General features: G+C 62.4%; 23 protein-coding genes, 1 pseudogene and 1 riboswitch. Of the genes and pseudogenes, 7 read left to right on the top strand and 17 right to left on the bottom strand.

From position 1 onward, the window contains the following. Nucleotides 1-31 precede the first annotated feature (31 nt). The 8 genes from ACLRGI_RS15370 to hemE form a co-directional block, all read right to left on the bottom strand. Nucleotides 32-1147, bottom strand: a complete 1116-nt coding sequence (locus tag ACLRGI_RS15370) for an LLM class flavin-dependent oxidoreductase (protein WP_419202489.1) — start codon at nt 1145-1147, stop codon at nt 32-34. Next, nucleotides 1147-2127 carry a porphobilinogen synthase gene (gene hemB, locus ACLRGI_RS15365; protein WP_419202488.1) on the bottom strand — a complete coding sequence of 327 codons (981 nt, stop codon included), beginning with the start codon at nt 2125-2127 and terminating at the stop codon, nt 1147-1149. The genes ACLRGI_RS15370 and hemB overlap by 1 nt, the downstream gene beginning before the upstream one ends. Continuing rightward, nucleotides 2124-3002, bottom strand: coding sequence for a uroporphyrinogen-III synthase (locus tag ACLRGI_RS15360; RefSeq protein ID WP_419202487.1), 879 nt, complete (start codon nt 3000-3002; stop codon nt 2124-2126). Before ACLRGI_RS15360 ends, hemB begins: the two co-directional genes overlap by 4 nt. After that, entirely contained in the window at nt 2989-3987 is a 999-nt protein-coding gene (gene hemC / locus ACLRGI_RS15355) for a hydroxymethylbilane synthase (RefSeq protein ID WP_419202486.1), read from the bottom strand. Before hemC ends, ACLRGI_RS15360 begins: the two co-directional genes overlap by 14 nt. After that, nucleotides 3984-5207: a ferrochelatase gene (locus ACLRGI_RS15350; RefSeq protein ID WP_419202485.1), complete on the bottom strand. Its 1224-nt coding sequence runs from the start codon at nt 5205-5207 to the stop codon at nt 3984-3986. The genes hemC and ACLRGI_RS15350 overlap by 4 nt, the downstream gene beginning before the upstream one ends. After that, nucleotides 5204-5905 carry a hydrogen peroxide-dependent heme synthase gene (gene hemQ / locus ACLRGI_RS15345; protein WP_419202484.1) on the bottom strand — a complete coding sequence of 234 codons (702 nt, stop codon included), beginning with the start codon at nt 5903-5905 and terminating at the stop codon, nt 5204-5206. Before hemQ ends, ACLRGI_RS15350 begins: the two co-directional genes overlap by 4 nt. An 84-nt stretch (nt 5906-5989) precedes the next feature. Next, entirely contained in the window at nt 5990-7459 is a 1470-nt protein-coding gene (hemG, locus tag ACLRGI_RS15340; RefSeq protein ID WP_419202483.1) for a protoporphyrinogen oxidase, read from the bottom strand. Nucleotides 7460-7464: 5 nt separating this feature from the next. Further along, entirely contained in the window at nt 7465-8580 is a 1116-nt protein-coding gene (gene hemE / locus ACLRGI_RS15335) for a uroporphyrinogen decarboxylase (protein WP_419202482.1), read from the bottom strand. 158 nt (nt 8581-8738) lie between these two features. Here hemE and ACLRGI_RS15330 point away from each other — a divergent pair, with 158 nt between their 5' ends. Continuing rightward, a complete protein-coding gene (locus ACLRGI_RS15330; RefSeq protein ID WP_419202481.1) occupies nt 8739-10061 on the top strand; it encodes a glutamyl-tRNA reductase in 1323 nt (440 codons plus the stop codon). A 14-nt stretch (nt 10062-10075) separates the two neighbouring features. Here the strand turns inward: ACLRGI_RS15330 and moeB are convergent, their stop codons facing one another. Further along, nucleotides 10076-11278 carry a molybdopterin-synthase adenylyltransferase MoeB gene (gene moeB / locus ACLRGI_RS15325; protein ID WP_419202480.1) on the bottom strand — a complete coding sequence of 401 codons (1203 nt, stop codon included), beginning with the start codon at nt 11276-11278 and terminating at the stop codon, nt 10076-10078. Nucleotides 11279-11284: 6 nt separating this feature from the next. Here moeB and ACLRGI_RS15320 point away from each other — a divergent pair, with 6 nt between their 5' ends. The 3 genes from ACLRGI_RS15320 to ACLRGI_RS15310 are packed head-to-tail and all read left to right on the top strand — an operon-like array spanning nt 11285 to nt 12634. Beyond that, the gene (locus ACLRGI_RS15320; RefSeq protein WP_419202479.1) at nt 11285-12019 is read left to right on the top strand and encodes a TetR/AcrR family transcriptional regulator; all 735 of its coding nucleotides are present in this window, start codon (nt 11285-11287) and stop codon (nt 12017-12019) included. Between the two features lie 50 nt (nt 12020-12069). Further along, nucleotides 12070-12294 (top strand): DUF3107 domain-containing protein, encoded by a 225-nt coding sequence (locus tag ACLRGI_RS15315; RefSeq protein ID WP_011775412.1) that lies wholly within the window; start codon nt 12070-12072, stop codon nt 12292-12294. Nucleotides 12295-12331: 37 nt separating this feature from the next. After that, nucleotides 12332-12634 (top strand): hypothetical protein, encoded by a 303-nt coding sequence (locus tag ACLRGI_RS15310; protein WP_419202478.1) that lies wholly within the window; start codon nt 12332-12334, stop codon nt 12632-12634. Nucleotides 12635-12743: 109 nt separating this feature from the next. Here the strand turns inward: ACLRGI_RS15310 and ACLRGI_RS15305 are convergent, their stop codons facing one another. The 4 genes from ACLRGI_RS15305 to thiO all read right to left on the bottom strand — a co-directional run bounded on the left by ACLRGI_RS15305 (nt 12744) and on the right by thiO (nt 15432). Beyond that, nucleotides 12744-13082, bottom strand: coding sequence for a 4a-hydroxytetrahydrobiopterin dehydratase (locus ACLRGI_RS15305; protein ID WP_419202477.1), 339 nt, complete (start codon nt 13080-13082; stop codon nt 12744-12746). Between the two features lie 29 nt (nt 13083-13111). Next, nucleotides 13112-13924 carry a thiazole synthase gene (locus tag ACLRGI_RS15300; RefSeq protein ID WP_419202476.1) on the bottom strand — a complete coding sequence of 271 codons (813 nt, stop codon included), beginning with the start codon at nt 13922-13924 and terminating at the stop codon, nt 13112-13114. A 3-nt stretch (nt 13925-13927) separates the two neighbouring features. Next, a complete protein-coding gene (gene thiS, locus ACLRGI_RS15295) occupies nt 13928-14164 on the bottom strand; it encodes a sulfur carrier protein ThiS (RefSeq protein WP_419202475.1) in 237 nt (78 codons plus the stop codon). Beyond that, nucleotides 14161-15432, bottom strand: a complete 1272-nt coding sequence (gene thiO / locus ACLRGI_RS15290; RefSeq protein WP_419202474.1) for a glycine oxidase ThiO — start codon at nt 15430-15432, stop codon at nt 14161-14163. The genes thiS and thiO overlap by 4 nt, the downstream gene beginning before the upstream one ends. Beyond that, a riboswitch (TPP riboswitch) is annotated at nt 15424-15543 on the bottom strand. (Overlaps the previous gene by 9 nt.) Nucleotides 15544-15570: 27 nt before the next feature. Here thiO and thiE point away from each other — a divergent pair. Beyond that, on the top strand, nt 15571-16242 hold the full coding sequence (thiE, locus tag ACLRGI_RS15285) for a thiamine phosphate synthase (protein WP_419202473.1): 672 nt from the start codon (nt 15571-15573) through the stop codon (nt 16240-16242). A 14-nt stretch (nt 16243-16256) separates the two neighbouring features. Here thiE and ACLRGI_RS15280 read toward each other — a convergent pair whose 3' ends face one another. After that, complete coding sequence (locus ACLRGI_RS15280) at nt 16257-16925, bottom strand: ferritin-like fold-containing protein (protein WP_419202472.1); 669 nt, start codon at nt 16923-16925, stop codon at nt 16257-16259. Nucleotides 16926-17203: 278 nt separating this feature from the next. Here ACLRGI_RS15280 and ACLRGI_RS15275 point away from each other — a divergent pair, with 278 nt between their 5' ends. Further along, entirely contained in the window at nt 17204-18277 is a 1074-nt protein-coding gene (locus ACLRGI_RS15275) for an IS110 family RNA-guided transposase (RefSeq protein ID WP_419202471.1), read from the top strand. Nucleotides 18278-18394: 117 nt separating this feature from the next. On the opposite strand, the pseudogene ACLRGI_RS15270 reads toward ACLRGI_RS15275, so the two are convergent. Both ACLRGI_RS15270 and ACLRGI_RS15265 read right to left on the bottom strand, forming a co-directional pair. After that, nucleotides 18395-18805 (bottom strand): annotated as a pseudogene (locus ACLRGI_RS15270) (suppressor of fused domain protein); the annotation flags it as partial. 172 nt (nt 18806-18977) lie between these two features. Further along, complete coding sequence (locus tag ACLRGI_RS15265; RefSeq protein ID WP_419202470.1) at nt 18978-19520, bottom strand: hypothetical protein; 543 nt, start codon at nt 19518-19520, stop codon at nt 18978-18980. A gap of 220 nt (nt 19521-19740) precedes the next feature. Between ACLRGI_RS15265 and ACLRGI_RS15260 the strand changes: the two genes are divergently transcribed. After that, entirely contained in the window at nt 19741-20343 is a 603-nt protein-coding gene (locus tag ACLRGI_RS15260) for a hypothetical protein (RefSeq protein WP_419202469.1), read from the top strand. 85 nt (nt 20344-20428) lie between these two features. On the opposite strand, the gene ACLRGI_RS15255 is transcribed toward ACLRGI_RS15260, so the two are convergent. After that, a complete protein-coding gene (locus tag ACLRGI_RS15255; RefSeq protein ID WP_419202468.1) occupies nt 20429-20929 on the bottom strand; it encodes a hypothetical protein in 501 nt (166 codons plus the stop codon). Between the last annotated feature and the right edge of the window lie 322 nt (nt 20930-21251).

The following is a 21251-nucleotide window of genomic DNA, read 5'->3' as shown; positions in this document are numbered from 1 at the left end:
TTCAGTAATTCAGGAGCGGCATGGCCGCTGCCTAGGATGCTGCGGAGAGCAGCTCGGCAACCCGCGGGGCCACCTCGGTGCCGTAGAGCTCGATGCAGCGCATCATTGATTGATGCGGCAATGTTCCGTTGCTGTATTTGAGGTCGAAGCGGTCCACACCAAGGTTCCGCTTGAGCAAGGCGATCTTCTGAGCCACGGTTTCCGGGGAGCCAACATAGAGCGCGCCTTCAGGGCCGCACATTGCATCAAACTCGCCGCGGTTCCCTGGACCCCAACCACGCTCGGACCCGATCCTGTTGCGCTGCTCCAGCCAATGCGGGAAAAGTTCCTCGCGGGCGGCCTCGTCCGTGTCAGCAATGAAACCGGGTGAGTGCGTTGCGATCTGCCGCATCGGATGGCCGTACTTGGCCATCGCCTCACGGTACAGGTTCACCAGCGGTGCGAAACGTCGGGGCTCTCCGCCGATAATGGCGAAGATGATGGGGTAGCCATATTCGGCACAGCGCAGCACGGACTCGGGTGTTCCTCCGACGCCAATCCAGGCCGGCAGCAAATGGTGCTGCAATTTGGGGTACACCTGAAGCCCGTTGACGTTGGGCCGCGTGCGCCCCTCCCAATGGACCGGTTTCTGTGCCCGAACCTTATCGAACAGCTCCAGCTTTTCCTCGAACAGGACTTCGTAGTCCGCCAGGTCCAAACCAAACAGGGGAAAGGATTCCACGAACGAACCCCGGCCGAGCATTACCTCAGCCCTGCCATTTGATATTGCATCCACCGTGGCGAAACGCTGGAAAACCCGGATCGGATCATCGGAGCTGAGCACCGTAACGGCGGATCCCAAGCGAATCCGTGAGGTCACGGCGGCTGCCGCTGCAAGGAAGACCTCGGGCGCAGACACCGCGAAATCGCGGCGGTGATGCTCCCCCACACCAAAAGCATGGATTCCGACGGCGTCAGCCAGCTTCGCTTCCTGCAGCAGCTCGCGCAGGACCCGGGCATGTTCCTTCGGGTTCCCGTCGGCGTCCACCCCGGCGTCGCCGAAAGTGTTCAGGCCGAGCAGGATCTCGTTGGGTGCCACCGGCGCGGCGGGGTCGGCCGGGGCTTCGGATTCTGAAGCTGCAGCGGATTCAGCGGGAAAAGAGGACATCAGGACTCCTTCAGCCAGCCTGCCAGTTCGGAGGCCCAGTAGGTCAGGACGGTATCGGCTCCGGCACGCTTGATGCCTAGGACGGATTCTGTGATGGCACCGCGCCTGTCAATCCAGCCGTTGGCCGCAGCCGCTTCGATCATGGCGTACTCGCCCGAGATTTGGTAGGCCGAGACCGGCACCGGGCTCATGGCCGCAACATCAGCCAGGATGTCCAGGTAACTCATGGCTGGCTTGACCATGACCATGTCGGCGCCTTCTTCAAGGTCCAGCTCAACTTCCAGGATGGCTTCCCGACGGTTCGCCGCGTCCATCTGGTAGGTACGGCGATCACCTTTGAGCTGGGAATCCACGGCCTCACGGAACGGGCCGTAGAACGCTGAGGCGTACTTGGCGGCATAGGCAAGGACTGCCGTGTTCTTGTGGCCGGACTCTTCGAGTGCTTGACGGATGACCGCGATCTGGCCGTCCATCATGCCGGAGGGCCCCAGGACATGGGCTCCGGCGTCGGCCTGGGCCACAGCCATCCGGCCGTAGATCTCCAGCGTGGCGTCGTTGTCCACGTAGCCATCGGAATCGAGGACACCGCAGTGGCCGTGGTCCGTGAATTCGTCCAGGCAAACGTCACCCATGATCACCAGGTCATCGCCCACCTCCGCTTTGACGTCACGGATGGCCTTGTTCAGGACGCCATCCGGATCCAGCGAAGCGGTGCCCTGCGCATCACGCACAGCGGGCACACCGAACAGCATGATGCCCCCGACGCCCAACTCCACGGCTTCCGCGGCGGCCCGCTTCAGGGACTCAGTGGTGTGTTGAACGACGCCCGGCATGGAGCTGATGGGGCTCGGTTCAGTGAGGCCTTCCCTGATGAATGCCGGAAGGATCAGGTCCGCAGGCGCCAGGCGGTTCTCGGCGGTGAGCCTGCGCATGGCAGGTGTTGTGCGCAGGCGGCGGGGACGATGGTTTGGAAAGCTCATGGCGAATTCCCTTCGTTGGCGAAAACTGATTCCAAGGCGGCCACTACACCGTCCGGGGTTGGTTCTGTGGCGATTGCGGCCACGGTGAGGCCCCTACGGGAGGCCTCTGCCGCCGTCGGACGTCCAATGGCGATCAAGCGGCAGCTGCCCAAGGCCGGGAGGATTTGGGCGATGCGACGCGCAGCGCTGGGCGAAGCCGCTACTACGGCGTCCAAGGTTTCGGCGTCGATTGCGGCGCGCGCCTCTTCCGGGCTGAGCGTTGCGGGCATGTCCGTGCCGGAAACCACGACGCCGGAGGGAAGTTCCGCTGTCAGGCGGGCTTCCGCACGGGCAGGGTAATCGACTGTGTGATAGGCGACAACGGATGTCACGTCCGCACCGCGCGCGACCAAACCCTCCCGCAGGGCGGGCGCCGCAATATCGGCTTGTGGCAGGAAAACCCTTCCGCCGGCTGGCTCCCACACAGCAAGCAACCCTTCGGCAGACTGAACATCGGCGGGCGCCAAAGCGACAGTGAGGCCGACGGATTCAACGACCTGCCGGGATGACGAACCGATCGTGGCCACCTTTGTTCCCTCTGGTACCAGGGCCGCGAGGGCAGCGCCGAGCTGAGCAGCTTTCTCCAACAGAACCCGCACCGTGGTGATGCTGCTGAGCACCAGCCAATCGAAATCGCCGGCCACCAAACGCTCCAAGGCGGCGTCAAGGGGAGCTTGCTCCCCCGCCCTCTCAAAGTCGATAAGCGGCAGTAGCAGCGGCTCGGCTCCACAGCTACGCAGGAGCGACGCCAGCGGGCGCGCGCGGTCGGCGGTCCTGGTGATCAGGACACGCCGACCGGTCAGCCCGTTTATTACATGCGGCTCAGGACGCGGCAAGGTCCGCAATCTCCGCGGCGCCTGCAGCAAGCAAGAGCTCCGCCACTTCGATGCCGAGCAACGTTGCTCCGACCTCCGTGAGACCGTCGGTGGCTTTCTTTTCCCGGACGGTCTTGGTGCCATCCACGGCACAAACGACTGCTTCAAGGTGCAGCATGCTGCCCTTGCGGAAGGCGTAGGCACCTACGGGAGCTGCACAGCCGGCTTCCAGTCTGGCCAGCACGGCGCGCTCGGCCGTGACGGCGAGGCGGGTGTCGTCGTGGTTCAGCGCGGCAAGGGCTTGCGCCAGTACCCCGTTGGACCCTTCGGTGGAGCCTGCCAAACGGGGGGCGTCGCCGGTGCGGCATTCGATGGCCAGTGCTCCTTGGCCGGGGGCGGGCAGCATGACGTCGGATTCGAAGAACTCGCTGACGGTGTCCAAGCGGTCCATGCGTTCCAAGCCCGCAGCGGCCAACACCACGGCGTCGAGGTCGCAGGACTTGCCCGGGACAACTTCATCGGTGATGTTTCCCGGCAATCCCGGGACACGGCCAAGGCGTGTGTCCACATTCCCACGGATATCCAGTACTTCAATGTCCGGGCGTGCAGCCCGAAGCTGAGCGGCGCGCCGTGGCGAGCCCGTGCCCACTTTGGCGCCGCCGGGCAGTTCGGCCAGCGTCATGCCGTCGCGTGCACAGAGAACGTCGCGGACATCCACCCGTTGGGGTGTTGCGGCAATGCTGAGGCCTGGAGCGGCACCGGTGGGCAGGTCCTTCAGGGAGTGCACCGCGACATCACATGTCTCAGCGAGCAGGGCATCGCGCAGGGCAGCAACGAACACGCCTGTGCCGCCCATTTGGGAAAGGGATCCGGTTTTGACGTCGCCCTCGGTCTTGATGTGCACGAGCTCCACCGGGAAGCCGCCAACAGCAGCCAACTGATCCGCAGTTTGCTGCGTCTGCGTCAAGGCAAGCTTGCTCGCCCTGGTGCCGATGCGAACAGTCACTTGGCGGCCTCCGGAGCAGGATAGGCATCGTGGCCGATACCGATGCCGGCGCCAACTTCGGAGATGACGGGTTTCGCCCCGCGGAAGTTCTCACAGCAGTTGGGACGGCAGACGTCGTACCAAGGGCCAAGGTCCGTGACGTGGGGACGAGCGGCAATGTTGTTTTCCACAGTGCGTTCGCAGATCAGGTCCACCAGGCCGGAAACGAAAGCGGCGTGCGTGCCCGGGGTTGGAACACGGGTGGCCTCGATGTTCAGGTTCTTGCAGGTTTCCAGTGCCTCGGTGTCGAGGTCCCAGGCAACTTCCATGTGGTCGCTGACAAAGCCAAGGGGAACGATCACCACGCCGCGGACGCCTGCTGGGGCGATCTCCTCCAGGTGGTCATTGATGTCCGGTTCAAGCCACGGAATGTGAGGGGCTCCGGAGCGGGACTGGTAAACGAGATCCCAGGCAACGTTCGGTGCCACAACGTCCATGATGGCTTGGGCGTTGGCCAGGTGCTGTGCTGCGTACGCCGAGCCCTCCGCGAATTCACGCGGTTCATCCTCGGACCGGCCTGCGGCCTCCGCATCCCGGGTGGGAATGGAGTGGGTGGCGAACAGGACACGAATCTTCGAGTCGGGGTCTGCTTCGCCTGCCTCGGCGAGCTTCCCACGGATCTCTTCCAGGCCGGCGGCCGTTCCCTCAAGGAAGGGCTGGACTACGCCCGGGTGGTCGAAGTACTGGCGGATCTTGTCCACTTCAAGCTTGCCGTCCAAACCGGTCTCGGTGAGCGCAATGCCGATGTCTTCGCGGTACTGGCGGCAGCTGGAGTAGCAGGAGTAGATGCTGGTGGTGAGCATCAGGATCCGGCGGTGTCCGGCGTCGTAGGCGTCCTGCAGGACCGGGGCGATGTACGGGTCCCAGTTCCGGTTGCCCCAGAGGACCGGCAGATCGATGCCGCGCTGCGCCAATTCCGCCTCGATGGCGGCCTTCAGCTCACGGTTCTGCTGGTTGATGGGGCTGATCCCACCAAAAGCGCGGTAATGGTGCGAGACCTCTTCGAGGCGCTCGTCCGGGATGCCGCGGCCACGGGTGACGTTTCGCAGGAAGGGAATGACGTCGTCCTGGCCTTCAGGACCGCCGAAGGACGCGAGCAGCACGGCGTCGTATCGCTTGGGTTCCTGGCGCCCACGCTCAGTGACGGCGTTCGGTGCTGTGGAGACAACAGGCTGGGTCATGCGAGGACCTCGGCAATCTCGGCAGCCGTGACTCGGCGGCCGGTGTAGAAGGGGATTTCTTCGCGGACGTGGTGGCGCGCTTCGGTGGACCGAAGGTGGCGCATCAAGTCCACGAGGTCAACAAGTTCGGGTGCTTCCAAGCCGAGAATCCATTCCCAGTCGCCCAGGGCAAATGAGGACACGGTGTTGGAGATGACCTGCGGGAATTCGCGTCCAAGCAGCCCGTGGTCGCGGAGCATCTTGCCGCGCTCGTCCGTCGGGAGCAGGTACCACTCGTAGGAGCGCACGAACGGGTAGACGCAGAGCCAGGTGCTGGGCTCGACGCCACGGGCATAAGCGGGAACATGGCTCTTGGAAAATTCAGCTTCGCGGTGCACGCCCATGGCGGACCAGACGATGTCCGTTCCTGCGAAGAGCTTGCTGCGGCGGATGGATCGGACAGCTGCCTGCAGGTCTTCGGGCTTTGGGCCGTGGAGCCACACCATGATGTCAGCGTCCGAGCGCATGGCCGAGACGTCATAGCTTCCCCGGAGGATCACGCCGCCCTCCGCGAGCTTCCCTTCAAGGGCTTCGAATTCCTGGGCAGCATCGCCGCTGCGCAGGACGTCGGCCGAGCGCTTGAAGACCGTCCACAGCGTGTAGAACTGTTCTTCGGTTTCAGCAGTTTTAGTGACAGATTCGGCAGAAGTGTGGCTCATGCTTCAAGTTTGCCCCGTGCCAGCCGCTAAGTCGAAACGGATTAGTTCTACAAGGCGTAGAAGTGACGCAAATCACAAACCAGGTCATCCGGCGGCGAGTTGTGCCCGCGTATCAGCCACTACTGCAGCCAGGCCGTTTCCAGCCAACCAGCCGCCCACCACAGTGAGTCCGTCCACAGCAGCGCAAACCTGGCGCACCTGCTCCACGCGCTGTTTATGACCGACGGCGGCGAACGGCAAGGCGCCGGCCCACCGCACCACATCCCAGTCCACCATGTCCGTCCGAGAAACCGGCACGGTCAGCAGTGCGGAAGCGTCTTCCAAAGCTGCAGCCAGGAGCGATTCGTCGTCAAGGACAAGGTCCGCTCCCCCACCAGCGTCTTCGCGCCGACCATAGGAGAGGCGCAAAACGTGGGTACCCGGACCCGCTTCGTCGGCCAGCCAATCCCACTTCGCCGTTGCATGCGTCAGGGCTTTGGCCTTGATCCCCGGGGTTTGAGGCGCTACCAGGATCCCGGTTCCGCGGGGCCTGCCATCAAGCTGCGGCAAGTCCACCACCATGGTCACCAGGCTCACCAAGGGCCCCGCAGCGGGACGCAGGCCGGACAGTTCAGGCAGGGACTTCTCCAGCAGCCCTACAGCGCCCGGGCCGTCAAGCGCGACCACCAGGCGGCCGGCGTCGTACGTGGTTTTCGCGGCGGTGACCCGCCAGCCCTCCTGCGTCTTGACGACCTCATCTGCATGCTGGCCGTTGAGCAACGCAACACCGCGTTGCCGCAGGTCCGCCACGAGGGCATCCACCAAGGTGTTCATGCCGCCCTTCAAGCCCGCGACGGCGGAACCGGCTTTCGCGGGACCGGATGGACCTCCGACCGACGAGCCCGCGGCGGCCCGGCGCTGAGCCCCCACAGCAGCAGCGAGTGAACCATGGGCACGGATCCCCCGGCGCAGCCCCGGGGCCACCATGTCAACGTCCAAGAGCGCCGGATCGGCCGAATGCACGCCACCGACCACTGGCGAAACAAGACGTTCAAGGACTCTCTTGCCCATGCGGGTCCGAACCAAGGAAGACACACTGGTGACGTCCGAGGACGTTCCGACAGAAGCCGGGAGCCACCGGTCCAGGGACGCCCGGATGGCGCCGGCCAGACCCAAGGATCGCCGCACCTCGGGGTCCCACGGGTTGGCAGGAATTCCCAGCACTCCCGTCTTGGGAAGCTCCTGCGGGCCATCCGGCAACTGCACCCAGGCACCACCGGGGTGCGGGGCAACAATACGGTCCCCCAGTCCAAGCTCGCGCGCGAGGTCCGGGACAGCTGTGGAACGGGTGGCAAACGACTCCGCCCCGCTGTCCAACCGGAGCCCGGCAACAGTGTGGCTTCCCACGCAACCGCCCCAGGCGTTGCTTGCCTCAAGGACAGTGACCGTCAAACCGCCTTGGGCCAGCTCCCGGGCTGCGATCAGGCCCGAGATACCGCCGCCTACTACGACGGCGGCTGGCCCGGAAACTGTTGCTTTGGGGTCCGAACTGGGCGTTGCGTGCCCCCCGCGCACTGTACCTACTCCCCAGGGATGGAATGGATGAGTTCCACGACTCGCGTCAAAACAGTGGGATCCGTTTCAGGAGGAACTCCGTGGCCAAGGTTCAATACGTGGCCGGGGGCGTGCGAGCCGGCTGCGATGACTTCCCGCACATGGGCTTCCAGGACCTCCCACGGTGCAGACAGAAGAGCGGGGTCAATGTTTCCCTGCAGCGGCACGGTGCCACCCAGCCGACGATTGGCCTCGTCCAAAGGCAGCCGGTAGTCGACGCCCACAACGTCCACGCCGACGTCGCGCATGGCAACCAGAAGTTCGGAGGTGCCGGTTCCAAAATGGATCAACGGCGCCCCGAGTCCGCGGACATGGTCAAGCGCGCGCTTGGATGCCGGCGCCACGTACTTGGCGTAGTCGGCCAAGCCCAGGGATCCGGCCCATGAGTCAAAGAGCTGTGCTGCCGAAGCGCCTGCCTCAAGCTGGGCCTGAAGGAACATGCCGGAAGTATCGGCAGCCCAGTTCGCCAGCGCGGCCCAGGTCTCGGGATCCGCGTGCATCATGGTCCGGGGGCCGAGGTGGTCACGCGAGGGCTTCCCTTCAACCATGTAGGCAGCAAGGGTGAATGGTGCACCGGCAAAGCCGATAAGGGGCGTCTTTCCCAGCTCGGCAACCGTCAGGCGAACAGCTTCACGGATGGGCTCGAGGGCCTCCCAAGTGAGCTTCGGCAGGGCGGCAACGTCAGCTGCTGTCCGGACCGGCTTATCCAAGACAGGTCCCACGCCAGGAACAATATCCACTCCAACACCCGCAAGCTTCAGCGGGATGACGATGTCCGAGAAGAAGATCGCGGCGTCCACGTCATGGCGTCGAACAGGCTGGAGCGTAATCTCGGCTGCCAGTTCCGGGCGAAGGCACGAGTCCAGCATGGCCACGCCCTCGCGAACCTTCAGGTACTCCGGCAGGGAACGGCCGGCTTGGCGCATGAACCAGACAGGCCTGCGGGACGGCGTGCCACCGCGGTATGCCGTGATCAGCGGTGAGTCCGAGGTGCGACCGTCCTTCAGAGGGTGGTTGGCGCCGAGGGTTCCCGTCGGGGCGTTGGAGGCCGTACTGTTGGATGCTGCCGCGCTAGAAGTCATGCCTTCGATTGTGCCGAAAATCCGGGGCAAAAGATAACGACAAGCTGTCACGTCGCGCCCCGCCCGGGCCGTTGTGGCCGGGATCACTCGCCTGCGTGTGGATCACCACGGCGCCACATTGTTCTACCGGGCTACGAAAAAGCTATGATTGGGGTGCTGTGGTTCTTTTCTCATTGGTGGCTACACACGCCGACATCGACCTCGAAACTGTCGCTCAGTTGAGCAACGGTTCCTCTGAGCTTGCCTCGGCAGCCCTGACAGACTCTTCCGTTGTCTCCGGCGCGGTGGTCCTGGCTACGTGCAACCGCTATGAGGTTTACGGCGAAACTGCCAACGGCGCCGACCTTGAGGCAGCCCGTTCCGCCCTCGTTTCCCGGATCAGCGAACTCAGTGGCCTCAACGAGCAACTCGTCTCCCGCTCCTTTGCCACCCACACCGGCCCGGACGTCACCAGGCACCTCTTCGCCGTGAGCGCCGGCTTGGATTCTGCCGTAGTGGGTGAGCGCGAAATTGCAGGCCAGGTGAGGCGGGCACTGATCACCGCGCAGCAGGAAGGCACTGCCAGCTCCGGCTTGGTGCGCCTCTTCCAGGCAGCGTCGAAGACCGCCAAGGATGTTGGAGCCCAAACCGCCCTGGGCTCGCGCGGGCTTTCCATCGTTTCCGTCGCACTGGACCTGGCCACCGACCTCGCCGAAAACGATGACTGGTCCACCAAAAAAGTGGTTGTCTTCGGGACCGGGGCCTACGCCGGCGCTACCATGTCGCTTCTCCGTGAGCGCGGCTGCACGGAAGTTTCCGTTTATTCCTCATCCGGCCGCGCCGAAGGCTTCGTCGCCACCCGCGGCGGAACAGCGCTCGACGCCGACACTCTTCCCGCTGCTGTTGCCGCTGCAGACGTCATGATCGGCTGCAGCGGATCCGACAACCGCGTTGAGGCGGCAGACCTTGCCCGCGTCCGGGCCAATTCGGGTAAACCCTTGATCGCGATCGACCTCGCCCTCACCCATGATTTCGATCCCGCAGTAGGCGAACTCGACGGCGTCGAACTCCTGACGCTTGAATCCGTCCGGCTCGCTGCCCCCCAGGAACAGGCAGAGTCACTCTCCCAGGCCAGCGCAATCGTCAACGGTGCCGCCACGTCCTTCGAGTCCGAGCGCGAAGCCCGCTCCGTGGACACCGCCATCGTGGCGCTTCGCCGGCACACCATGAACGTCCTGGACGCGGAAATGGAAAAAGTCCGCGCCCGGCATGGTTGTACTGCCGCTGCCGAAGAGGTGGAGTTCGCCTTGCGCCGGATGGTCAAGCAGCTCCTGCACATCCCCACCGTCAGGGCGCGTGAACTCGCAGCCAACGGCCAGCAGGACAACTACGTTGCCGCACTCGAGGCCCTGTACGGCATCCAAGTGGAGCAGCCACCGGCTGTTGCCCCGGCCGCCGAATGCCCGGTGGATCACCAGCAACTCCGCTCCGAAAGCGCCTAAGCCAACCGCGCCTTCTAGTACACGGGCTTCTGCGGCTCCACATCCCGCACCCAGGCGAGAATTCCGCCGTCGAGATGGCTAACGCGGGTGTAACCCGCCTTTTGTGCCGCTTCAAGGACAGCAGCCGAACGTGTCCCTGCCTTGCAGTGGAAGACGATGTCCTTATCCTGCGGCAGCTCAACCCACGCCTCGCCGGAAAGAATGCGGCCCTGCGGAATGAGGACAGAGCCGTCGATGTTCACAATGCTGTGCTCACCGGACTCACGGACGTCCACCAGTTCGAAGTCCCGCTCCCCCAGCTCACGTTCCGCGAGCATCCGGGCAAGGTCCTTGGCCGAAAGCGTGTGGTCCTGGTCCGTTGCCGCCAGTGGCGTCACACCGCAGAAGGCTTCATAGTCGGTCAGCTCCGTGATGGGTTCGGCTTCCGGATCCCTGGAGACCTTGATCTCCCGCCAGCTTCCGCCCAGAGCGTCAAAGAGGGCCACACGGCCCAGCAGTGAACGCCCGACGCCGGTGATCAGCTTCACGGCCTCGGTCACCATGAGCGAGCCGACCGCCGCGCACAGCATCCCGAAGACCCCGCCCTCGCCACAGGACGGCACGGACCCTGCTGGAGGCGCTTCAGGATACAGATCCCTGTACGTGGGTCCGTGCTCGGCCCAGAAGACGCTCACTTGGCCGTCAAAGCGGAAGATGGAGCCCCAAACATAGGGCTTGCCGAGGATGGCGGCGGCGTCATTCACCAGGTAGCGGGTAGCGAAGTTGTCGGCGCCATCCAGAATGAGGTCATACTGCGCGAACAACTCCAGGGCATTGGACGAGTCGAGGCGAACATCGTGCAGGACAACGTTGACCAAGGGGTTGAGCTCGGCAATGGCGTTGCGCGCGGATTCAATCTTGGGGGTACCCACGTCCTTCACTCCATGGATGACCTGACGCTGAAGGTTGCTCAGGTCCACAACGTCGTCGTCCACGATGCCTAGAGTGCCTACGCCGGCGGCAGCCAGGTACAGCAGAGCCGGGGACCCGAGCCCTCCGGCGCCGATGACGAGGACTTTGGCATTCTTAAGCCTGCGTTGGCCCAAGGCGCCGATTTCGGGAATGATGAGGTGCCGGGAGTATCGCTCCACCTCGGCCGGCGAGAGTTCGGCGGCGGGTTCCACCAGTGGCGGCAGGACAGCGGGCGCAGCGGATTGGGCAGCAACAATTGAGGCCATACCCCAATGTATGCCTGCAGATGCCGCCCGGTCATATTACCCCCCGGTAGAGTAGTCATAACTGCAAAGGAAAGGCGGCAGACTGTGGCTGACGGCACACGGGCAAACGATGGGGCACCGGCCAAGCAGGAACGGGCAGGTACAACGCGTTCACCAAGGTTGCCGCGGGACGAGCGCCGCGCACAGTTGCTGAACGCGGCATTGGAAGTTTTCGTCTCCAACGGCTTCCATGGGGCGGCCATGGATGAAATCGCTGAGGCCGCCCATGTGAGCAAACCGGTGCTTTATCAGCACTTCCCGTCCAAGCGAGAGCTCTACATGGCCCTGTTGGACAGCCACCTGGCAACCCTGACCCAGCTGATGCTCAATGCCTTGAACTCCACCACGGACAACAAGGAACGAGTCAAGGCCGTCATGCGCGCCTATTACAGGTTCATCGCCGACGACGACCAAGCCCACCGCCTGGTGTTCGAGTCCGACCTCATTAACGACCCCGATGTCAGCTCACGCTTGGAGACTTTCAACAAAACGTTCGCGGACGCCGTGGCCCATGTCATTGCCGAGGACACCAAGCTGCCCCCGCTTGAAGCGCAGCTCCTTGGGCGTGGTTTGGCCGGAATGGCGCAGGTCAGCGCCCGATATTGGCTTGAAACTGATGGAAACCTGGACCTCGATGTGGCCAGTGATCTGATCTATCGTTTAGCTTGGCGCGGAATCAGTCGATTCCCCAAAGAGTCCTAGGCTACAAATAGAGGACTGACTTAACCCTTGATTGGCTTGGAGGCCTTGCTGTGGAAGTAAAGATCGGCATTCAGAACGTTGGCCGTGAGATCGTGCTCGAATCCGCCTTGGATGCCGACGCCGTCGCCAAGATCGTGGCCGAGGCCGTGACCAAGGGCTCCGAGCTTCGCCTTACTGACGAGAAAGGCCGCCAGATCATCGTCCCGGGCAACGTGCTGGGCTACGTGGAAATCGGCGCCGAGGAAGTTCGTCGCGTAGGTTTCGGCGCCCTCTAGACCATTCCCACGTCCCGTCGTCCGCTAAGGAGATTTCATGCTTTCTCTCGTCGTGGTGGTGCTGGCCACCATTGCCACCGGTTTCATCGTGTGGGCCAACGACAAGCGGCACGGCAAATACGGAATCGCGCTGCCGGCCGGCGTCTCAGCAGCTGTCGGCACCCTGAGCTGGATCGCCTTCATCAGCGCCGGCCTGGGCTACCAACCCGGCGCAACCTGGATTCCGTGGGTGCTGCCGATTGTGCTCGGCACCGCTTCGGCGGTTGCTGTGGTGCTCTTCCTGGGCCGGAGCCGGACTAAGCACGATACTGCGGCGCTCACCAAGGCGCTGCGACTTTAAGGACTAAAGCACCAGTGACCGTCACCCACGGGTGACGGTCACTAGTGCTTTAACGCCACTTCTTTAAGCCCACCTCACGCCCCGGATACCGCTCTGCCCCGGATACCGCTCAACCTGCCGGATACCGCTCGGGCTGCCCAGCGGCACCTATCCCTACTGCCGCTTCGCTGACAGCGGTGGCAGCGGCAACGTCACGTTGAGTCACCTGCCCACCAGCGTCGTGAGAGACGTACCGTAGGAAGACCCTGTTGTAGCGCCATTCCAGATCCGGATGATGATTTTGTTCCTCCGCGATCCGCCCCACCGCGGCGATAAGCGCAAGCGCGTCTGCCGCCGTCGAGGTTTTGTAAACAGTCACAAGGCCCGCCGCTTGGTACTTCCAGTCGGGAAGATCGCGCAAGGCAGCATCAATGGCTGCTTTAGTCAGCTGCTCTTCCTTGCCTGCCATGACTGCTCCTTCATGAGAGGAACCCGCATTTAGAGAAACTCTGCACGGCCTTCCATTGCCGAGGATGCGAGCGCATGCTCCCGCCGCGGAATCCGGCCTGCCTGCTTGGCCAGCCTACCGGCGATCACAGCGTGTTTGAAGGCTTGGCCCATTTGCACGGGGTTCTGTGCCCGGGTCACAGCGGTGGCGAGCAGGACGGCGTCGCAGCCCAGCTCCATGGCGAGGGCAGCATCGGAGGCCGTCCCGATCCCCGCGTCGAGTACAACAGGTACGGAGGCCCGGGACACGATGAGTTCAATGTTGTGCGGATTCAGGATGCCCAAGCCCGTCCCGATCGGTGAGCCCAAGGGCATGACGGCTGTGGCACCGAGGTTCTCGAGCCTGAGCGCCAGCACGGGATCGTCATTGGTGTAGGCGAAAACTTTGAAGCCGCGGTTCACCAGTTGTTCCGTTGCCTCCACCAGTTCCACGGCGTCGGGAAGGAGCGTGTGTTCGTCCGCGATGACTTCCAGTTTCACCCAATCGGTCTCAAGGGCTTCCCGCGCCAGTTCAGCAGTCATCACGGCGTCCTTGGCAGTGAAACAACCCGCGGTATTCGGCAGCACGCGGATGTTGTGGTCCACCAGAAGTTGGAACAGCGATCCCGTTTCCGCGGGTGAATAGCGGCGCAGGGCAACCGTGGTGAGCTCGGTCCCCGAAGCGAGGAGCGCGGCTCCCAAGCCATCCAAACTCGGGGCGCCACCCGTCCCCATGATGAGGCGGGAACCGAATTCGACGCCGTCGATCACCAGAGCGTCGGCGTCAATCTCAGTGGTGCGAACGTCAGCATTTGTTGTTGTCATTCTTCAGCCTCCTTGGACTGCTGTTACGAGTTCGAGTTCGTCTCCGTCGGCAAGCGCTGTGACGGCCCATTGGCTGCGGGGCACCACCTCGGAATTACGCGCGACGGCGACTCCCAGCTTGCCGCCGTCGGCCGCTTGTCCCCGTTGATCCAGGACGCGGCCGGTGACGGCGGTGACGAGGGTGCTGACGGAGGCGTCATCAGCGACGGCGTGATCGGTTCCGTTGAGTTTGATGTTCATGCTGTTTCCTCGGTGGGGGTTTGTGCTGCTGGTGTGAGCGCGCGGGGAATGGAGGTATTGCCCGCGAAACGATCGGGCAGGAAGGGAGCCCAGCGGGGGTCCGCCGAGCCGCTGCTGATGAGTTCCCCCACGATCCTGGCTGCCACCGGAGTCAGGAGTACTCCGTGGCGGAAGAATCCTGTGGCGATGACCAAGCCGTCTATGACGCGGTCGGATCCACGGACCCTGCCGAGCAGTGGAGCGTTGTCCGGGGTTCCGGGGCGTGCGCGCGCTGTTGATTCAAGGAGTTCCAGTTCCGCCACTGCCGGCACCAATACTTGGGCGTCCCTCAGCAGTTGGTAGACACCGCCCGCCGAGACCGCGTTGGAAGAAGCAGACAACCCATCCTCGCGTTGCGTGGCTCCGATCACCACGGTTCCATCGTCCCGGGGCACGATGTAAACCGGCACTCCACGAACCAATCCGCGAAGTGTTGAGGTGAGCAAGGGCCTTAGGTGTTCGGGGACCCGAAGCCTGAGAATGTCACCGTAAACCGGCCTCAGCGGCAGGCTCAGGCCATCAGGGAGTCCGGACAGTTGCGACGCCCCGAGTCCGTTGGCCACCACGGTCTCTCCGGCGAGGACAGCAGCTCCGGACCCAAGCTCGACTCCCGAAACCTGGCCGCCATCCCACAGCAAACGGCGTGCCGGGGAAGCAAGTGCAAATCCGTCATCGGCTCCCGACACCCAGGAGGGGTCCCGTGGCGAGTGGTTTGCCAATCCAGCCAGGAGGCATGCCGTCAGTTTTCTGGGATCGACCTGGTGGTCGGCGGGAATGTCGAAAGCGCAGGAAATCTGAGGGCTGAGGAGCGGCTCGCGTTGCCTCGCGTCCCGCAGGGCGAGAGGTTCCACTCCCAAGCCCGCCGCAAGCTGGACCGAGCGTAAATCTGCGAGTGCCCTGCGGTCGGCTGCGTCGGCACCCACGGCGAGGGTAGGCGTGGTGAGGTATCCGCTGTCCTCCGCGCCTTGGTCCAGGCTGGCCACAAAGGACGGCCACAGCAGCGAAGCCTCGAGCATTAACTCAAGAAGGTCTTCCTCCTGGTAATGAAGTTCGCTGACGGGCGCAAGCATGCCGGCCGCCGCGAACGATGCGCCCGAGCCGGGTGCCGGGTCGATCAGCGCAACTGAACGGCCCAGTCGTCGGGCTTCGTGAGCGATGCCGAGGCCTATGACGCCGCCACCAATGACGGCGACATCTGCCTGGAGAGGGGTATGGCGGGGATCTGCCACTCGGTTCCTTCCCTACGCCGGTACTAGCCGGATCAGGTCAAGCGGTCGGCGCTGAAGCCCTCTCAGCCGGACAGTCATATAACGAACGTCGCGGCTCCCGCAGTACGTGCCCAGTTTAGAGGAACTACGCTGGTTTCCATGACCCAGCCTGATGCCCTCGCCTCCGCCCGCCTCTACCTGTGCACCGATGCGCGTCAACGGCAGGGCGATTTTGAAGACTTTGTGGACGCCGCTTTTGAAGGCGGAGTGGACATCATCCAGCTCCGGGACAAGACCCTTGAAGCTGGCGAGGAACTTGAGATGTTGGCCGTCCTGCGGAGCGTCGCACAACGGCATGGACGGCTGTGGGCCGTCAACGACCGGGCCGATGTTGCCAGTATTTCCGGGGCTCCTGTGTTCCACATAGGGCAGAAGGACCTGCCTTTGACGGCCGCCCGGACCCTCTTGCCGAACGTCACCGGCATCGGGCTTTCCACCCACACACCGGAACAAGTCGATGCAGCAGTGACCACCTCCCAAGGCCCCTTGGGACTGGACTATTTCTGCGTGGGTCCGGTCTGGGCAACACCCACCAAACCCGGCCGGGCGGCCGTTGGCCTGGACTTGGTCACATATGCCGCAGAAACGGAGAAGCGCTCAGGCGACGACGTAACCCTCCCCTGGTTCGCCATTGGTGGCATCGACCACGGCAACGTTGAAAAGGTGGTGGCCGCCGGAGCCAGCCGGATCGTGGTGGTCCGCGCCATCACCGAGGCAACGGATCCGACGGCGGCAGCCAAGTCGCTGCTGGAGGCTTTGGACAGCGTCTAGCGGAAGCCAGGCAGCTACGCCGTCAGGCCCAGCCCCGTCATCCTGCGTGCATGCTTATCGGCGAGTTCGGTCGTCAGCCTTTTGACCGCAGCACGCGCGTCCCCGCCGCTTTTCAGCGTGGGGCCCAGCAGTGGGTGCTCCATGCCGACGCGCTGCGCCTGCGTTAACGCCTCGCCCACCAGGCGGCGGCCCCACAGGGCGAGGCGCGAGGCCAGTCGCGGGTCATCTGCCAGCGACCGCCTCAGTAGGACTCGAAGGACTTCGGTGGCCTGATCCGGGGAAGCAACGCGCTCCACGAAATGCTGTGTAGTTGGATCGAGGAACATCGAGAGAGCCTTGTAGAAATCCGATGAAACCGTATCGATGACATAGGCCTTCATGACGGATTCGAACCAGTCCCCAGGCTTGGTGCGCTCATGGAAATGATCGAAGGAGCGCTGAAACGGCAGCATGGCTTCTTCGGGGTTGACACCCATCTCGGCCAACCGGTCGCTGAGGAGGGCAAAGTTCCCGTAGGCCCCTACGGCGATCTTCGAAAGCACCGACCTGTCATGAAGCGTGGGGGCATAGCGGGAATCCAGGGCCAGCCGTCCGAAAGCGGACAACTCGCCATAAGCCATGGCCCCGAGCAACTCCGCGGAGAGTTGCCCGGCAGAGGCTGCGGCGTCCCGGGTAATACCCATGATCTGTAAGTCTTTACCCGGTTGCTCTGTGAGCGGCTGGCAGTCTGGTGCTGTGGCCTGGCTGGGGTGTGACTCACCCATGGGTTTGCCTCCGAACTGAGCTTTCCGGAGTGCGCTTGCTTGGATATGTCCACTCTTGTCGGCCCGGCATCGGTTCTGTCTACAGCGCTGGCCTGATTAGAAGCATGCCCACCCGCGCAGCGGGTGTGGCCCATTACAGACCTGCCACGCCGTAACCCAACGATGCGATTCCATTCCCAGCAACAAGGAGGAAAAAGATGATCGTTGCAGAGCACTTCCCCTTCGTCGTCGGCATTGACACACACGCCAAAACCCACACCCTGGCCATCATCGACACCGCGAACGGCGGGGAAATAGCCAACGAAACATTCCCGGCCAACGCAACCGGAGGCAACCGCGCCCTGGCCTGGATCCTGCGCCGTACAGATGCTTCTCCTGAACAAGTTCTACTGTCTATGGAGGGCACAGGATCGTACGGCGCCAAACTGCGGCAACAGGCCTGCGACATCGGCTTCCAAGTCACTGAAGCGCCTGTCCCCAACCAGCGGTTGGGCAGGTACCAAGGTAAATCCGATTCCCTCGACGCCGCCCGTGCAGCACGCGCGACCCTGAGTATCCCGATGGACCGTCTTCTGGAACCACGCTCCGGCCAGAACCACATGGCACTGCGGATCCTCTCCAATGCTCGCCGGACAATGGCCCGCGAACGCACCGCAGCGATCAACGCTCTCACGGCCCTCCTTCGCGTCGTGGACCTCGGCATGGACGCCCGTAAACCGCTATCGGTCACCCAAATCAACACCATTGCAGCCTGGCGGGAACGGGACGAGGAATTCGGTGTCCAGACCTGCCGCCGCGAAGCGGTCAGATTAGCCAAGCAAATCGTGACCCTGCAGGAACAAATGGCCAAGAACCACTCAGAGCTCGAAACACTCGTGCAGCAAGTGCAACCGTCACTCCTGCAGGTCTACGGCATCGGTCCCGTTCTGGCGGCGATCATCCTCACAGCCTGGTCACATACCGGCAGAGTGCGTTCCGAAGCCGCGTTCGCAGCCCTCGCCGGCACCTGTCCCGTCCCAGCCTCATCAGGCGGCACCACAAGATTTCGGCTAAACCGCGGAGGTGACCGCCAACTCAACAAAGCGATCTACACCATCGCACTCATCAGAATGAACCGCGACCCAGCCACCAAAGACTATGTCGCCAAACGAACAAGCCAAGGCCGCACTAAGAAAGAAATCATCCGCAGTCTCAAGCGATACATCACCCGCCAGATTTACCGACAGCTCAGTACTTCCGGGGTCAGCCCAGAGGCTGTAGTACTTCTTTGAATTTCAGGGTGCTGACAACCTCACACCCCTTCATGAACTGGCGTACGCGGGAATGACGATCCGGGATTAGTGAGCGAACGCCGGTAACAGGACACTTGGTCAGGCTTGGCCGCAGAGCTACACGACTGAAGTTCGATCGATCTCCCAATAGTGAAGACCGACTTCTTCAAAGCGTGACTCCAGCGTTTCAAGACCGCCGGCTACTTTGAGATCGCGTTCTGCTTCCGTTATCGGTAGCAGCCAAAGGAACTCCACGTGACGGTCGCCGACGTGAACGATCTCCAAGTCGGGGCCGAATGGGTATGGCAAGGACACCAAAAAGTGGTCACACATGGAGCCCTCCATCCACGGCTCACCCAAAGGGAGGGTATGCCCAAGGCCCAGCTTGCCCCCACGGTGGTAGAAGACAGTCATCGCGAGCAGTTCGACGGCACGAATGTCTTCGGCGGCCGTGCAGAGTATGAATTCAGTCCCAACGTTCTGTGGTTCTGTTGCAGCCCACCCACCAACAGAAACGTAGGTCCATAGTTCTTGGGGGGGTCGACGGGGCTACTCGCAAGACTCGGAAGTGTGGGTTCTGCTCCAGGATCGGACCTGACGGCCAGGTGAAGGCTTGAATCTCGCGTCCATCGAAGAAGTTCCTCACATGCTGCTCAAGGACTCCGCAGACATCGTCGCAAGGGGGAAAATCGGCCACAGGCTACACAGACGCCCAGCAGTAGAGACGTTTTCCTGAAGCCTCTGCCCGTCGAGCCAAGCCCGACAGCTCTTTCAGGAAGTCCGCGAGAACCTTGGGATCCGCTGCGCCCCAAAATTCTCCCGTCTCCGACCACGGACCCGCCACTTGCACAAGAAAGTCGTCGCTGGCGTTGGCTAGCCCCGCGCAGACGGAATCGGTCAGCGTCAGCACCAGGCGCTCACCGCCGCTCCGAACCGCGACAGCATGTCCGCTCCGAGGGTCGTCAACGATGTCGTCGTATGGGCGGCCCGTCAGCAGCTCCTCCAGCGTCCCCAGCTGCACGACAGGATCGATATCTGTCACGGAGACAACGTCGTAACGAAATTGCTCAGCTACGGCGTCAGTAACAGGTGCAGCCGGCCGACGTTTGCGGTCGAAAATACCCCGTTTCGGTTCGGCCTCCGGAACGACCACCTCCTCAGTTTCAGGACGGCCTGGCCGATCAATCACGGCCGCGGCTTCCTCATCAGTCCCAGCGGAGAAATAGTCAAAGAGCACACCCATAAGGGACATTCTCCACGACTAGCAAAGACTCCGCCTAAAGGGAGCCTCGGCGATCGTCACCAAGCCTCAACATCGAAAAATGGGTCAGAATGCACACGGCCTAGAGAATGGCTTGACGCGCCCACTTAAAGCTTGGAACTGGTGTATGGCTAGCACTCGATACGGGTGAGTGGCATGCTTAGCGATACGGAACGATAGCGAAGATGCAGAGGGGGAAGCAATGCTCGGAACTGGATCCAGACATCTCGGAAAGTTACCGCATGACATGCGTTTGAGTGTAGAAAACCATGCTCAACCGGTAAAGATGCTCTTATTCATCCATTTTGCTTGGTCACTGTCCACCGAGGCGAACCTTCCGGACCTCTCTCCCGTTCCCAAGACGGGATCGTCGGCCCTGCCTGACGATGAATCCAAACAGATTTGGGAAGACCGCTGGGAGAGAGAGTGGCGCCGGGTTTGGGCGTGGTACGACTCCCGAGAGGCGCAGGAAGCCTCTGTCTCCCAGGAAGAAATGATCCGGATTTCCAGCTCGGGGCAGCAATTACATCCCGTCATTCCGCCATTCTGGGTGACAGAATATGGCTGGGCAGGAATTGATAAGGATGCTTTTATGAAATGGGATCGACTAACGACGGCCGTTGCTCCCACTCATTATCCGAAGCTTCCACTTGTCGATGCCTGGAAGGCCGGGATCAATGCGATTACCGTTCTTCCATACTCAGGCTACTTTGCAACGCGTCGAAATTCGACTCACTTAGTTGTTTCCGATGAGACAATGCTCGACCCGAAACTTTTCCTGAAAGCTCTAGACGAGCAACCGTAGAGACATATTCGAACCCTGGCACCTTTGGGGGCATAAAGCGGGCCCCGCTACCACCTAATAGTGGAAGCGGGGCCCATGGTTCAAATCACTCGCCGTACCAAGAATCCGAAGGCGACATCGACGAACAGACAAAGCCGAGAGCAGTAACTACTTGCCCGTTAGAGACATAGCTGTTGTATGGCCAACCACGGAACGAAATGCTGCGGCTGGCGGTCCAGCTATACGAGAACGCAGGGGCAAGGCCGTCCAGATTGTAAATTTGGTACCCCTGGCTTGATGCGACCGGCACCCTCCACGTGTGCGAAGTTGCGAAACCTAGCCACGTGTTGGTGATGGCGTAAGCGGTGCTGAAGCTCTTTCCTGCCCCAGTCAGTGTGGCTGTACCACAATCGCCATACGTCGTATTGAAGGGCGTGACACCACTGGAAGCCTCACCTGACGGTTCTTGCCCCGGCATAAACCGTGCCCCTTCCATGGAGCCTTGGGGTGTGTCCTCAGGAATCGTATATTCCACGCCTCGATCATCCTTTCGGATGTCGTATCCATTCTGTTTGGCAATCTTCTTGTCAAAACCAATGACGTTCATCGGTTTAGTTGATGTCTCCAGGATGTCGGGGTTGTTTGGCTCGGCGGAAGCGGGAGTTAGGCCGGCACCGACTAAAAGTGTTCCCGCGGCAACAATGGCGCAGAGGCCCCGACGGAGATGTGAAGTTTTCAATTATTACCCCCAAGGTAAGTAGCTGTCCCCCTGACAACTAGGTGAAATGCTACGCACTAATCCGGCTCTTCAGAATTGAGGGTGTAGTTCCGGTCTGAATCCGCCGGATTCCAGGAGCGAGCGGGCTATGTAGTTGGTGAGGTTCCGGAAGCCGAGAGCGGATCCGCGGCGGTGTTCTAATCCTCCGTTG

This window comes from Paenarthrobacter sp. PPS72, assembly GCF_048537125.1.
GTDB lineage: Bacteria > Actinomycetota > Actinomycetes > Actinomycetales > Micrococcaceae > Arthrobacter > Arthrobacter nitroguajacolicus_E.
The sequence above is the reverse complement of the archived record's forward strand: the minus strand, read 5'-3'. Positions and strand labels throughout refer to the sequence as shown.